The sequence below is a fragment of the Tessaracoccus luoxuelianae genome (genome assembly GCF_054483915.1).
In genome coordinates, this window is record NZ_CM137013.1 from 1,328,450 (window position 1) to 1,341,595 (window position 13,146).

Consider the following 13,146-nt stretch of genomic DNA (forward strand, 5'->3'; position numbering starts at 1 on the left):
CCCCGTGGCAGACACCGTTGAGCACGCAGCCCAGACCCCCGACGTCGAGCAGCCCTACGCCGCGCTCGGCGTGAAGGACGACGAATACGCGCAGATCCGCGAGATCCTGGGCCGTCGGCCCACCTCCGCCGAGCTGGCCATGTACTCGGTGATGTGGTCCGAGCACTGCTCCTACAAGTCCTCCAAGGTGCACCTGCGCAGGTTCGGCGAGCTCAGCCAGGAGACCCCCAGGGGTCCGCTGCTCGCGGGCATCGGCGACAACGCAGGCGTCGTGGACATCGGCCAGGGCTATGCGGTCACGTTCAAGGCCGAGTCCCACAACCACCCGTCGTTCGTCGAGCCCTACCAGGGCGCGGCCACGGGCGTGGGCGGCATCGTCCGCGACATCCTCGCCATGGGCGCCCGCCCCATCGGCGTCATGGACTCGCTGCGGTTCGGCCCGCTCGACGAGGCCGACACCCGCCGGGTCCTTCCCGGTGTGGTCGCCGGCGTCGGCGGATACGGCAACTGCCTCGGGCTGCCCAACATCGGCGGCGAGGTGCAGTTCCACGAGAGCTACCTCGGCAACCCGCTCGTCAACGCGCTGTGCGTCGGCGTGCTCCGTCACGAGGATCTCCACTTCGCCAAGGCCACCGGCGTCGGCAACCAGGTGATCCTGTTCGGCGCGGCCACCGGAGGCGACGGCATCGGCGGCGCCTCCATCCTCGCCTCGGAGACCTTCGACGAGGACGGCCCCGCCAAGCGGCCCAGCGTCCAGGTGGGCGACCCATTCATGGAGAAGCTCCTCATCGAGTGCACCCTCGAGCTCTTCCAGGCCGACATCATCAACGGCATCCAGGACTTCGGCGCGGCCGGCATCTCCTGCGCCACCTCGGAGCTGGCCTCGGCCGGCGACGGCGGCATGTTCGTCAACCTGGACCTCGTCCCCCTCCGCGACCCGAACCTCGCGCCGGAGGAGATCCTCATGAGCGAGTCCCAGGAGCGGATGATGGCGGTGGTCGAGCCCGCCAACGTCGAGCGGTTCATGGAGATCTGCGCCAAGTGGGACGTTCAGGCCACCATCGTCGGAGAGGTCATCGAGGGCGACCGCCTGATCATCCAGTGGCACGGCGAGACCATCGTCGACGTGGACCCCAAGACGGTCGCGCACGAGGGCCCCGTCTACAACCGGCCCTACCACCGCCCCGAGTGGCTCGATGAGGTCAACGCCAACCGCGCCGAGGACCTGCCCCGAGACAACTCGCCCGAGGCGCTGAAGGCCGCGCTGATCACGGTCCTGGGTCACGGGAACATCGCGGACAAGACCTGGGTCACCGAGCAGTACGACCGATACGTGCGCGGCAACTCCGTCCTCGCGCAGCCGGAGGACTCCGGCATGCTGCGGATCGACGAGGAGACCGGGCTCGGCATTGCGCTGGCGCTGGACGCCAACTCGCGCTTCTCCTACCTCAACCCGTACCTGGGCGCGCAGCTGTCCCTGGCCGAGTCCTACCGCAACGTGGCCGTCACCGGCGCCGAGCCTGTGGCCATCACCGACTGCCTCAACTTCGGCTCACCCGAGGACCCCGAGGTGATGTGGCAGTTCGCCGAGGCCGTGCTGGGCCTGGTCGACGGCTGCCGCGAGCTCGGCGTGCCCGTGACCGGCGGCAACGTGTCGTTGTACAACCAGACCGCCACCGCGCCGATCCTGCCGACGCCCACCGTCGGCGTGCTTGGCGTGATCGACGACGTGGCCACCAGGATCCGCTCCGGCTTCACCCATCCGGGGGATTCGATCCTCCTGCTGGGCGAGACTCGGGAGGAGCTGTCGGGCTCCATCTGGGCATCGGCAATGCACGACGGCCACCTGGGCGGACTGCCGCCGGCCGTGGTGCTCGCGGCTGAGAAGGCGCTGGCCGAGGTGATGGGTGAGTCGGCCCGGCGCGGGCTGTTGTCCTCGGCGCACGACGTGAGCGAGGGCGGCCTCGGCGTCGCGCTGGCCGAATCGGCCTTCCGCAACGGGCTCGGCTTCGCGGTGACGCTGCCCGAGGGTGACCCCACCGTCGCGCTGTTCTCCGAATCCGCCGCCCGGGCGGTGGTGTCGCTGCCGGGCTCGAGTGTCGCGGAGTTCGAGGCCCTGTGCGCGGAGCGCGGAGTGGTGGTGTCGCGGCTGGGTGAGGTCACCGGCGAGCCGGAGATGGAGTTCGTGGGGCAGTTCACCGTGGATCTGGGCGAGGCGGAATCCGTATGGATGGCGCCGATCCCAGCCGCGATGGCGTAGCCGCAAGGAGCTGAGCCAGGCCGTCGGCGAACCTCCAGGCCCGCTCGAGGTCTGCGGGTGTCGCCGTGCCGCGGCCGTCGGTGCCGTACTCGGTGGCGATCCGCACGGTCCGCAGCCACTCGAAGCCGTCGGCGTCGAACTTGGGCAGCAGGATGGCCGCAGCCTGGCCTGTGGCCGTGTGGCTTCCCGCGCTTCTGGCCCGGAAGCCGTGGTCCAGCAGCAGGGCGGTGAGTTCCTTGCGGATGGCGTCGTAGGCGAGCGAGAACGCGCCCGCCGGATCCGTCTCGCTGATCGTCCGGGAACTGGCCAGGTGCCGGACGGCCTGTTCCCGCAGGATGGCCACCTGGGCCGGCTCCGGCGGGACGGACTCGATGCGGCCTTCCCTGATCAGGTCTGCGAGGTAGCGGCGCACCATGGATCAACATTAGCCGCGCAACCCCCTCGGTAGGGTGGAGCCATGAGCCTCAACGATCGCGTCACCGACGTCCTCCCTGCCGTCCTCACCGACCTCAAGCGACTCATCATGATTCCCTCGATCTCGTCGATGCCCGAGCACGACGACAACGTCCTCTCCGCAGCCGACGGCGTGGCCGACCTCCTGCGCGAGGCCGGCTGCCCAGACGTCCGGATGCTCCATGTCCCGGCCGGCAAGCCCGCCGTCTTCGGCCACTACCCGGCCCCCGCCGGCGCCCCGACGGTGCTGCTCTACGCCCACTACGACGTGCAGCCCGCCGGCGACGAGACGGCCTGGACCTCGGCGCCCTTCGCGCCCGTCGAACGCGACGGCCGGCTCTACGCCCGCGGATCCGCCGACGACAAGGGCGGCATCGCGGTCCACCTTGCCGCGCTCCGGGCGTTCGAGGGTAAGCCGCCCGTAGGAGTGAAGGTCTTCATCGAGGGCGAGGAGGAGATCGGGTCGCCCTCGATGGGCGAGATCCTCGACACCTACGGCGAGGACCTCGCCGCGGACATCTTCGTCATCGCGGACTCGGTCAACTGGAAGGTCGGCGAGCCCTCCTTCACCACCACCCTGCGCGGAATGGTGGACGCCGAGGTCACCGTCTCCACGCTGACCACCGGCCTGCACTCGGGCCAGTTCGGCGGCGTGGTTCCTGACGCGCTCACCGCGCTCTGCCGTCTGCTGGCCACCCTGCACGACGATCGCGGCAACGTGGCCATCGCCGGCCTGACCAGCAACCCGGACCCCGCCGTCGACTACGACGAGGACCGCCTCCGTGACGAGACCGGCATCCTCGACGGCGTGCAGTGGATCGGCGACGGCCCCGCCTCCGCCAGGATGTGGACCAGGCCCGCCGCCTCCGTGCTGGCCATCGATGCCACACCCGTCAAGGACGCCTCCAACACGCTCATCCCCACCGCCCGCGCCAAGGTCAGCGTCCGCCTCGCCCCCGGCCAGGACGCCGACGCCGCCGAGGCCGCCCTCCGCCACCACCTCCTGACCAATGCCCCGTGGGGCGCCCAGGTGACGGTCGCCGCAGGCCAGAACGGGACGGGCAGCGTCATCTCCCTCGACGACGACCGCGCCCGCGCCGCCGTCGACGCGTTCACCGAGGCGTTCAGGGTTGCCCCGGTGGAGATCGGGGTCGGGGGCTCGATTCCCATCGTGGCGGAGTTCGCGGGCCGCAACCCCGGCGCGCTCGTCCTCGTCACGGCGGTCACGGACCCGACGTCGCGGATGCACGGCATCGACGAGTCGCTGGACCTCGGCGACCTCGCCAGGGCCGCGCTCGCCGAGACCCTGTTCCTCCAGCGCCTGGCGTGACGGGCGAACGGGCCGACGAGGCGGCGCGCTCGGTCCTGGCTCTCTTCGGCCGGCGTCTGTTCGGCCTGCCAGGCACCCACCTGGCGGTCACCGCGCGCCCCGGCCCCCCGCCGCGACCCTGGCACTACTGGTGGCAGGCACACCTCCTCGACTGCATGGTTGATGCGCACGCCCGCGGCTCCGCCACGGTGCCCGGTCGCCTGATCGGGCGCCACCTCCGCGGGATCCGGCTGCGGAACTGGGGACGCCTCCCCAACCGGTTCTACGACGACATGGCGTGGCTCGCGCTCGCGGCTCACCGGGCCGGCCGACGCACCCCGTCGTTGGATCGCGCGCTGCGCGAGGCGCTTACCGACGACCTCGGTGGCGGCGCGTTCTGGAGCCTGGACCGCGACTTCAAGAACACGGCCGCCACCGGCCCCATCGCCCTGCACCTGGCACGCACCGGCAACATCCTCGAGGCCTCCCGTCTCCACGACTGGCTCCGGGCCAACCTCGCCGATCCCCGGACCGGGCTCCTCCAGGACGGCCTGCGCCTGACGCCCGCCGGCCCGACGATGGTGCCGCACGTGTTCACCTACAATCAGGGCCCCGTGCTCGCCACGATGCTGGAACTGGGCAGGCTCGACGAGGCGGCCAGTCACGTCGAGGCCGTGGCCACGCACCTGACCCACCCGGGGACGAGGCTCCTGACCACCCACGGCGACGGCGATGGAGGCCTGTTCACCGGCATCCTCGCGCGCTACCTGGCGCTCGCGGCCAGTGACACCCGCCTCCCGGCCGAGACTAGAGACAGGGCGTCCAGCCTTGTCAACGCCTTCGCCGACGCGCTGTGGCAGGGCCGCGACACCCGCGGATGGCGCGGGACACCAGTGACGCTCTTCCCGGCCGATACCTCGCCACACGGCGCGGGCCCGGTCGCCCACACCGTCGAGCTTGCCACCCAGCTCCAGGCGTGGATGGCGTTCGAGGCAGCGGCCTCTGTCGGCTTCTAGCCCACCGACTCCACCCAGAAGCGACCCTCCGCCAGGTGCGCGGCGAGCGCGGCGGGAAGCCACGGAAGGATGTCGGGCGGCAGATCATCGACGGCGAACCAGCCCAGCTCGGAGGTCAGTTCACCCGGAGCCAGCTCGCCCAGCCAGACGTCTGATTCGAAGAAAAAGTTGAACCCCCGCGCCCGACCGCTGGGGTACGGGAGATCGAACCGCTGCACGCCGACGTGACGCAGCGCCAGCGGATCAATCAGCGCCCCCACCTCCTCGGAGGCCTCGCGCGACGCCGCGACGGCGATCGGCTCGCCGTCCTCCACATGGCCGCCCGGAAGGTTCCACAACCCGTCGCCTCGGTCCGTCCCGTTGCGCCGTGCCAGGAGCACCCGGCCGTCGGGGTCGCGGAGTGCAACCCAGGCGATCAGCTCGAAACCCATGACCCCATCTAACCGCGCGGTAGCGTGATCCTCAGCCGACAGAACGGACATCGAGGTGCGCATCGAGCGGGATTCACTGGGGGAGATGGAGATCCCCGACGACGCCTACTGGGGAATCAACACGGCGCGGGCCGTGCACAACTTCAGGATCAGCCGCCGCGAGATCAGCGTCTACCCAGACCTCCTCGTCGCCTACGCCCAGGTGAAACAGGCGGCGGCCCGCGCCAATCGCGAGATCGGCGTGCTCGAGGACGAGCTCGCGGACCTCATCGACCGCGCCGCCCAGGACATCATCGACGGCCGGCTGCACGACCAGTTCATCGTCGGCGTGATCCAGGGCGGTGCCGGGACCTCCACCAACATGAACGTCAACGAGGTGATCGCCAACCGGGCGCTCGAGCTGGCCGGCCGCCCCTTCGGCGACTACGGATTCCTCTCGCCCAACGACCACGTCAACAAGTCCCAGTCCACCAACGACACCTACCCCACCGCCGTGAAGCTCAGCCTCGTCGTGTCGCTCACCAAGCTCGCCGACGAACTGCGCCTGCTCAGGCATTCCTTCTCGGCCAAGGGCCGCGAGTTCCGGGAGGTGCTGAAGGTGGGCCGCACCCAGCTCCAGGACGCGGTGCCCATGACGCTGGGCCAGGAGTTCCGAGGCTTCTCCACCACGCTGGGCGAGGACATCGACCGGATGGAGGACGTGCGGCCGCTGCTGATGGAGCTCAACCTGGGCGCCACGGCCATCGGCACGGGCATCACCGCCCCGCCCGGCTACGGGCCGGCCGTGATCCGGCATCTGCGCGAGATCACCGGCTTCCCCGAGCTCGTCCTGGCCGACGACCTCATCGAGGCCACCAGCGACACCGGCGTCTTCATGTCCACCTCGTCGGTGATGAAGCGCTCGGCGATGAAGCTCTCCAAGATCTGCAACGACCTCCGGCTGCTCAGCTCCGGCCCCCAGGCCGGGCTCGGCGAGATCGTCCTGCCCCCGGTCCAGGCAGGCAGCTCGATCATGCCCGGCAAGGTCAACCCCGTCATCCCGGAGGCGGTCAACCAGGTGGCGTTCGTCATCGCCGGCTCGGACGTCACCATCGCCATGGCCTCGGAGGCGGGCCAGCTGCAGCTCAACGCGTTCGAGCCGGTGATGGCGCACGCGCTGCTGCAGAACTCGACGTGGCTGCGCCGCGCGGCGCGGACGCTGCGGATCAACTGCATTGACGGCATCACCGCCAACGCCGAGCGCACCAGGGCGCAGGTGGGTCAGTCGGTGGGTGTGGTCACGGCGCTGATGCCGGTGTTGGGGTACGCGCGGGCAACGCGGCTGGCGAAGGAGGCCCTCGGGAGCGGCAGCTCAGTTCGGGATCTCGTGCTGCGGGAGGGCCTGATCAGCGCGGAGGTGCTCGACGAGCTGCTGGCCCCCGCGGCGCTGTCCGGGCTGCAGGACACCGGACCGCTGCCCCCGATGACCGCCGAGCTGATCTCGCGCATCGAGCGGGAGCTCGATGAGGCGGACCGCCACGACGAGGCCTGAGCCGACTAGCCGGCAGGTGGGAAGACGTGGCCGAAGCCCTCAGGGGCGGGCTGGGTGAAGTGCGGCTCCCGCTTGCCGAGGAACGCCAGCCCGCCCTCACGGCCGTCGCCGTGGGCCGAGTGCCTGAGAGCCAGGGACTCCGCCAGGTGCGCGTCGAGCACGCTTGCGCCTTCGAGGTGCCTGAACACGAGCTGCCGGGTGAGCGCGACGGCGTGCGCGGAGCGCCCCCTCGTCATCCGATCCGCGACGGCGTGGGCGGCCCCCAGCAGATCCCCAGGCTCGTGAACGGCATCCACCAGCCCGATCTCCAGCGCTCGGGAGGCTGGAATGATGTCGCCGCTGTAGAGCAGGTCGAGTGCCTTGGACTGCCCCACGATGCGGGGCAGGAACCACGTCGAGCACGCCTCCGGGGTGATGCCCAGCCTGGCGAACACGAACCCCATCCGCGCCTCCGTCGAGGCCAGCCGCGCGTCCATCGGCAGCGTCATCGTCGATCCGATGCCCACCCCTGCGCCGTTGATGGCGGCGATCACGGGCTTGCGGCACTCGAGGATGGCCAGCGTGAGCTTCCCGCCGGGCTCGCGGGCACCGTCGGAGACGTCCGGCTCGGTCCAGCGGTCGCGCAGCTCGGCGGGGCTGAGGTCCATCCGGGGGTCGAAGCCGAACACGTTGTCGCCGTCGCTGAGCTCCATGCCCGCGCAGAAGGCGCGGCCCGAGCCGGTGACGATGATGGCGCGGACGGTGTCGTCGCGGTCTGCCTCGTGCAGGGCGGCCACGAACTCGCGGCCCATCTCCAGGGTGAAGGCGTTGAGCTTGTCGGGCCGGTTCAGGGTGAGAGTGGCGACCCCGTCGTCGCGTGTCAGCAGGACGGTGCTCATGGATGGTCTCCTTGCAGGCGCCTGCATGCGGCGCGGTAGTCGGTCTCGAGACGGTCGACAAGCTCGGCGACGGTGGGGACGTCCGTGATCCCGGCCACGCCGTGCCCCGCGGACCACACGTCGCGCCACGCCTTGACGTCCTCGTGTTCGGCGGGTGGTCCTGCCGGGTCGATGCCGGAGGCGGACAGGCTGCCGGCCAGGAAGTTGGCCGGGATCCCGCTGACGGCGGGCGTGTACACCACGTCGGCGGCGCCGGCCGCCACCACCATCGCCCGGTAGGCGTCCCCGGCCAGCGACTCCTGGGTGGCGAGGAAGCGGGTGCCGAGATAGGCAAGGTCCGCCCCCATCGCCCGCGCCGCCGCGACGTCCGCCCCCGAGCTGAGGGCACCGGCCAGCAGGATCACGCCGTCGAACCATGGGCGCACGGACGCCATCAGCGCGAACGGACTGAGCGCCCCGGCGTGGCCGCCGGCGCCGGCGGCCACCAGGACCAGCCCGTCCACGCCGGCGGCGGCCGCCTTGCGGGCGTGCCGCAGCGTGGTCACGTCGTGGAAGACCAGCCCGCCGTACGCGTGGACGGCCTCCACCACCTCGGGCACCGCCCCCAGCGAGGTGATCACCACCGGCACGCGGTGCTCGACGACCACCGCGAGGTCCGCCTCGAGGCGGGTGTTGGTGGGGTGGACGATGAGGTTGACGCCGAACGGGGCGTCGGCCGGGGTCAGCGCGTCGCGGATCCCGTCGAGCCACCCGGCCAATGCCTCGGTGGTCCGGCGGTTGAGGGCCGGGAACGTGCCGAGCACCCCTGCCCGGCAGCACTCGATGACGAGCTCGGGCCCGGAGACCAGGAACATGGGCGCCGCGACGACGGGAATCCGCAGCCGGTCGGCCAACTGCGCGGGCAACGTCATCGGGCCTCCCATCGGCGGCCGGACATCAGCCGAGCAGAACCGGCACGTGGGCCCAGCCGCCCAGCGGAGCCACCTCGCGCTCGGCGGACCCGCCCGGAGCCCACTCGATCCATGTGGTGGCCGCCAACGCCTCCTGAACCCCGATCCGCAGCTCCAGGGTGGCCAGCGGCCGGCCCGGGCACACGTGCGGGCCGGTTCCGTAGACCAGATTTCTGCGCGCGTTCCCCTCGGGGTCGAAGGCGTCCGGGTCGGCGAAGACGGCCGCGTCCCGGTTTGCCGAGGTCCAGTGCAGTTTCACGACGGCGCCCTCGGGGATGGTGGCCCCGGCGATGTCGACGGGGCAGGTGGTCCTGCGCCGGTTCGAGATGAACGGGTCGTCGATGCGCAGGATCTCGTCGACGGTCGCGTCGATCTCCGCGTCGCTGACCCCCGAGCGCAGGCGGCGCTGCAGCTCCGGATGGTCCGCCAGGAAGGCGAACAGCACCCCCACGCACAGGGCGATGGAGCCGAGGTCCCCACCGGTCCAGTTCCGCAGCACGGAGACCAGCTCCTCGTCGGTGAACGGCCGGCCCGCCACCTCGTCGCGGAGGAGCGCGGTGGTGAGGTCGTCGGGGGCGTCGTCGCCCAGGGCCCGGCGGGGGGCGAGAACCGAGCGGATGATGGCGTCGAACTCCGCCGCCACCTCCGCCGTCCTGGCCCGATCCCCCGAGCGGGTGGCGGCATGGTTGGCGGCCATCCAGCCCAGCAGCTGGGCCTCCAACGAGGCCGGCCACCCCAGCCACGCGCTCTGCGCGCGGACGGCGAACGGGAAGCCGATGTCGCGCACCGCGTCCACCGGAACGCCCCGGGGAAGCGCGGCGAACAGGCTGCGCGCCACCTCGCGGAAGGCCGGCTCGTGCGGGGCCAGGGCGTCGGGCTCGAAGTAGCGGTCCAGGGTCTGGCGGGCCGCGCGGTGGGCGTCGCCGTCGAGCCCGTTGGGCACGTGGACATGGGCCGAGACCGCGCTGGAGAACGTCGCGGGATCCTCGGCGGCCCGGACGACGTCGGCGTGCCGGAGCAGCACCCACTCACCGCGGACGTTGCGCACCACCGGATGGCCCGGACGCAACTGGTCCGTGTACTGCCGCAGGTCGCGGCCCGCGGGGTCCACATCGTCGGGGACGTGATCGGACATCACCAGCTCCTTTGTGCGTGTCAGCGCAGCCCATCGGGCAGGTCAGGCGTCGAGATCCTGCTCCACCATGCCGGCGATCCGCTCGACCGCCTCCTCGTTCTCGGACTCCACCGTGACCACCGCACCCTTCTCGGCGCCGAGCGTCATGATCAGCAGCGACGAGGCGGCATCCACCGCCGCCCCGTTGAGGGAGATGGTGATGTCGTCGTCGTATTCGCTCGCTGCAGCGGCGATCAACGCGGCTGGGCGGGCGTGAAGCCCCACGACGGACCCGACGGTCACGGACTTGCTGGCCATCAGAGGCTCCTTATCTGCCGCCGCACCGTTGCGGTCGGACACGCGAGTAATCATAGCCACCAGGGGAGCCCGTCTCCGACGCGGGTCCTGGTGGGGAAGGTGCCCGCGACAAGGCACGAGATCCTCCCGGGCATGCCGCCACCGAGGCGGGCTCAGAGTCGGGTGAGCCACACCGTCGTGTCCGTGGGCAGCACGTGGCCGCGCAGGCTCACGCTGGAGAGCAGCACCTCGTAACCCTCTGGCAGCTCCACCGGTGCACCGAGCACGTTCGTCATCACCCGGACCGGGCCGTTGTCGAAGGCCACCACCGAATCCCCGGCAGGCACCCACTCGAGCTCTCCGCGGCCCAATCCGTGCTCCCGGCGCGCCGCGAGGGTGGACCGGTACAGCGTCAGGGTGCTGCCTGGTGCATCCTCCTGGAGGTCCACGGACAGCCCCCGATACGAGTCCGGCTGCGGCAGCCACGTCGTGCCGGTGGGCGAGAATCCGAGGCCGGGCTCTCCAGCGGCCCACGGCATCGGAACGCGGCACCCGTCGCGCCCGGCCTTGGTGAAGTCGGAGCGGAACCAGGCGGGGTCCTGGCGCAGGTCGTCGGGGAGGGTGGTGTGATCAGGGAGTCCGAGTTCCTCGCCCTGGTAGAGGTAGGAAGAGCCGGGAAGCGCCAGCATCATGAGGGTCGCGGCGCGTGCCCTGCGCAGGCCAAGGATGTTGTCGGGCTGCTCATCGTCGGCCCCCAGGCCCTCGTGGCTGGAGCCCGGCTCCTTGAGCCCGAGACGGCTGACGTGCCGCAGTACGTCGTGATTGCTCAGCACCCAGGTCGTGGGCGCGCCCACGGCTTCGTCTTCGGCCATCGTCGAGGTGATCACCTCGCGGTATGACGCGGCATCCCATGGGCTGTCCAGGAACTGGAAGTTGAAGGCGGTGTGCATCTCATCCGGGCGCAGGTACAGCGCCAGGCGCTTCGGGTCGGCCACCCAGGCCTCGGCCACCAGCGAGCGGTCGCCCTGGTAGGAGTCCAGGACCGTGCGCCAGCGGCGGTACACGTCGTGGACGCCGTCCTGGTCCCACATCGGGCCGGCGGGTCCGTCGAGGTCCAGCATCGACTGCTCGGCGTCGAAGTCCGGCAGCCCGTCGGCCTTGATCAGGCCGTGGGCCACGTCCACGCGGAACCCGTCGACGCCCCGGTCCAGCCAGAAGCGCAGCACGCCGTCGAACGCCTCGCGCACCCGCTCGGTGGACCAGTCCAGGTCCGGCTGTTTCACGTCGAAGAGGTGGAGATACCACTGCTCCGGCGTGCCGTCCGGCCGGGTGAGGCGCGTCCAGCCAGCCCCGCCGAAGACGGACTTCCAGTTGTTGGGCGGCAGTTCGCCGTGCTCGCCGAGCCCGTCGTGGAAGTGGTACATGTCGCGCTCGGGCGAGCCCGGCCCGGCCGCGACCGCCGCCTTGAACCACCGGTGCTCATCGGAGGTGTGATTGGGCACCAGATCGACGACGACGCGCAACCCCGCCGCGTGGGCGGTCTCGATCAGGCGGTCGGCGTCCGACAGGTCACCGAAGAGCGGGTCGATCTCCTCGTAGTCGGCCACGTCGTAGCCGGCGTCGGCCATGGGGGACCTGTAGAACGGGGACATCCAGATCGCGTCCACCCCGAGGCGGGCCAGGTACGGGATCTTCTCGATGATCCCGGGAAGGTCCCCGTAGCCGTCGCCGGTGGAGTCAGCGAACGAGCGCGGGTAGATCTGGTAAATGACGGCGTCGCGCCACCATTCAGCTGCCATGGTGAGGTCCTGTCGATTGACGGATGATGAGATCCGGGTGGAAGAGCATCTCGGTGGAGTCGGTGGGGAGGCCCCGGATCGCGGTGAGCAGCGAGCCGACGGCGGCCTGCGTCATGGCCGCGACCGGCTGGCGCACCGTGGTCAGGGCCGGGCTGGTGAACGCCATCAGCGGCGAGTCGTCGTAGCCGACCACGGAGACGTCGCCGGGGACGTCAAGGCCACGGGAGCGCGCCTCACGGATGGCGCCCAGCGCCATCACGTCTGACCCACACACGATGGCGGTGTGGCCCGCGTCGAACAGCCTGGCTGCCGCGGACTGGCCACCCTCGACGGAGAAGATGGTCGACACCATCGAGCCACGGGGGAGTCCCAGCGCCAGGAACGCCTGCTGTTTGCGCTGGCTGGGGAGGTAGCGCTGTTGCCCCACGGCGAGCCCGATCCGCTGATGTCCGTAGGACCGCAGGTGCGCCACCGACATCGACACGGCCTCGGCGTCCGAGCAGGAGAAGAAGGCGCCGTCCACACCCGGCGTGTAGCCGTTGATGAACACAGCCGGCACGCCTGCATCGATGAGGCGCTGGTAGTGCTCGGAAGACGCCTCCGTGTCCGCGGGCGTCCCGGAGACCGAGACGATCCCCGCGATCTCGACTCCGAGCAGCGCGTCGAGGTACTGCTCCTCGCTGGTCCCGCCGGGCCCGGCGGTGCAGAGGAACATGTGGCGACCCGCCGCGGTGAGCACCAGGGCCAGCTCGTTGGCGAACAGGGCGAAGGACGGGTTGGCGAGCTCCGGCACCATCACGGCGATCAGGCCCTCCGCGGACGGCTGGTCCGGTTCGGCCGCGAAGCCGAGCCGCTCCAGGGTGGCCAGGACGGAGGTTCTGGTGGCGTCGGCGACGCCTGGCTTGCCGTTGAGGACCCTGGAAACTGTGGCGGTCGACACACCTGCGGCGATGGCCAGGTCCGCCAGCTTGGCCCGTGGGGGAATCATGGGCCTCCTCTCCTTCGAGTCCGTGCACCAACAGTGCTCGCAGGCTAGTGTGCAGGTAATCGGGGCACTTTGCAATGACTTGCAGAATCCTTGCAGCCCGGTTCCACGAGTGACGAGCCT

Annotated in this window: 12 protein-coding genes; 4 read left to right on the forward strand and 8 right to left on the reverse strand. The window is 70.8% G+C overall.

The window, feature by feature from the left end:
- Positions 1–4: 4 nt before the first annotated feature.
- Positions 5–2,260, forward strand: coding sequence for a phosphoribosylformylglycinamidine synthase subunit PurL (purL, locus tag ACX1D1_RS05800; RefSeq protein WP_459056273.1), 2,256 nt, complete (start codon positions 5–7; stop codon positions 2,258–2,260).
- Here purL and ACX1D1_RS05805 read toward each other — a convergent pair.
- The gene (locus ACX1D1_RS05805) at positions 2,196–2,675 is read right to left on the reverse strand and encodes a hypothetical protein (protein WP_459056274.1); all 480 of its coding nucleotides are present in this window, start codon (positions 2,673–2,675) and stop codon (positions 2,196–2,198) included. The genes purL and ACX1D1_RS05805 overlap by 65 nt on opposite strands.
- Before the next feature lie 42 nt (positions 2,676–2,717).
- On the opposite strand from ACX1D1_RS05805, the gene ACX1D1_RS05810 reads away from it, so the two are divergent.
- Together ACX1D1_RS05810 and ACX1D1_RS05815 are read left to right on the forward strand one after the other, a co-directional pair.
- Positions 2,718–4,043, forward strand: a complete 1,326-nt coding sequence (locus tag ACX1D1_RS05810) for a dipeptidase (protein WP_459056275.1) — start codon at positions 2,718–2,720, stop codon at positions 4,041–4,043.
- Positions 4,040–5,038, forward strand: a complete 999-nt coding sequence (locus ACX1D1_RS05815) for a glycoside hydrolase family 76 protein (RefSeq protein ID WP_459056276.1) — start codon at positions 4,040–4,042, stop codon at positions 5,036–5,038. The genes ACX1D1_RS05810 and ACX1D1_RS05815 overlap by 4 nt, the downstream gene beginning before the upstream one ends.
- On the opposite strand, the gene ACX1D1_RS05820 is transcribed toward ACX1D1_RS05815, so the two are convergent.
- Complete coding sequence (locus ACX1D1_RS05820; RefSeq protein ID WP_459056277.1) at positions 5,035–5,469, reverse strand: NUDIX domain-containing protein; 435 nt, start codon at positions 5,467–5,469, stop codon at positions 5,035–5,037. The two genes, ACX1D1_RS05815 and ACX1D1_RS05820, sit on opposite strands and share 4 nt — an antisense overlap.
- An 85-nt stretch (positions 5,470–5,554) precedes the next feature.
- Here ACX1D1_RS05820 and ACX1D1_RS05825 point away from each other — a divergent pair, with 85 nt between their 5' ends.
- Entirely contained in the window at positions 5,555–7,000 is a 1,446-nt protein-coding gene (locus tag ACX1D1_RS05825) for an aspartate ammonia-lyase (protein WP_459056278.1), read from the forward strand.
- A 5-nt stretch (positions 7,001–7,005) separates the two neighbouring features.
- Here the strand turns inward: ACX1D1_RS05825 and ACX1D1_RS05830 are convergent, their stop codons facing one another.
- From ACX1D1_RS05830 to ACX1D1_RS05855, 6 genes are all read right to left on the reverse strand, one after another.
- Positions 7,006–7,878, reverse strand: a complete 873-nt coding sequence (locus tag ACX1D1_RS05830) for an enoyl-CoA hydratase-related protein (protein WP_459056279.1) — start codon at positions 7,876–7,878, stop codon at positions 7,006–7,008.
- On the reverse strand, positions 7,875–8,789 hold the full coding sequence (locus tag ACX1D1_RS05835) for an NAD(P)H-dependent flavin oxidoreductase (protein WP_459056280.1): 915 nt from the start codon (positions 8,787–8,789) through the stop codon (positions 7,875–7,877). The genes ACX1D1_RS05830 and ACX1D1_RS05835 overlap by 4 nt, the downstream gene beginning before the upstream one ends.
- 25 nt (positions 8,790–8,814) lie before the next feature.
- On the reverse strand, positions 8,815–9,963 hold the full coding sequence (locus ACX1D1_RS05840) for a cytochrome P450 (RefSeq protein ID WP_459056281.1): 1,149 nt from the start codon (positions 9,961–9,963) through the stop codon (positions 8,815–8,817).
- A 42-nt stretch (positions 9,964–10,005) separates the two neighbouring features.
- On the reverse strand, positions 10,006–10,260 hold the full coding sequence (locus tag ACX1D1_RS05845; RefSeq protein WP_459056282.1) for an HPr family phosphocarrier protein: 255 nt from the start codon (positions 10,258–10,260) through the stop codon (positions 10,006–10,008).
- 152 nt (positions 10,261–10,412) lie between these two features.
- Complete coding sequence (locus ACX1D1_RS05850; RefSeq protein WP_459056283.1) at positions 10,413–12,038, reverse strand: glycoside hydrolase family 13 protein; 1,626 nt, start codon at positions 12,036–12,038, stop codon at positions 10,413–10,415.
- Positions 12,028–13,026 carry a LacI family DNA-binding transcriptional regulator gene (locus tag ACX1D1_RS05855; protein ID WP_459056284.1) on the reverse strand — a complete coding sequence of 333 codons (999 nt, stop codon included), beginning with the start codon at positions 13,024–13,026 and terminating at the stop codon, positions 12,028–12,030. Before ACX1D1_RS05855 ends, ACX1D1_RS05850 begins: the two co-directional genes overlap by 11 nt.
- Between the last annotated feature and the right edge of the window lie 120 nt (positions 13,027–13,146).

Coding starts and splice junctions, on each gene's coding strand:
- ACX1D1_RS05805 (WP_459056274.1), bottom strand. CDS start 2,675: ATGGTGCGCCGCTACCTCGCAGACCTGATCAGGGAAGGCCGCATCGAG.
- ACX1D1_RS05810 (WP_459056275.1), top strand. CDS start 2,718: ATGAGCCTCAACGATCGCGTCACCGACGTCCTCCCTGCCGTCCTCACC.
- ACX1D1_RS05820 (WP_459056277.1), bottom strand. CDS start 5,469: ATGGGTTTCGAGCTGATCGCCTGGGTTGCACTCCGCGACCCCGACGGC.
- ACX1D1_RS05825 (WP_459056278.1), top strand. CDS start 5,555: ATGGAGATCCCCGACGACGCCTACTGGGGAATCAACACGGCGCGGGCC.
- ACX1D1_RS05830 (WP_459056279.1), bottom strand. CDS start 7,878: ATGAGCACCGTCCTGCTGACACGCGACGACGGGGTCGCCACTCTCACC.
- ACX1D1_RS05835 (WP_459056280.1), bottom strand. CDS start 8,789: ATGACGTTGCCCGCGCAGTTGGCCGACCGGCTGCGGATTCCCGTCGTC.
- ACX1D1_RS05840 (WP_459056281.1), bottom strand. CDS start 9,963: ATGTCCGATCACGTCCCCGACGATGTGGACCCCGCGGGCCGCGACCTG.
- ACX1D1_RS05845 (WP_459056282.1), bottom strand. CDS start 10,260: ATGGCCAGCAAGTCCGTGACCGTCGGGTCCGTCGTGGGGCTTCACGCC.
- ACX1D1_RS05850 (WP_459056283.1), bottom strand. CDS start 12,038: ATGGCAGCTGAATGGTGGCGCGACGCCGTCATTTACCAGATCTACCCG.
- ACX1D1_RS05855 (WP_459056284.1), bottom strand. CDS start 13,026: ATGATTCCCCCACGGGCCAAGCTGGCGGACCTGGCCATCGCCGCAGGT.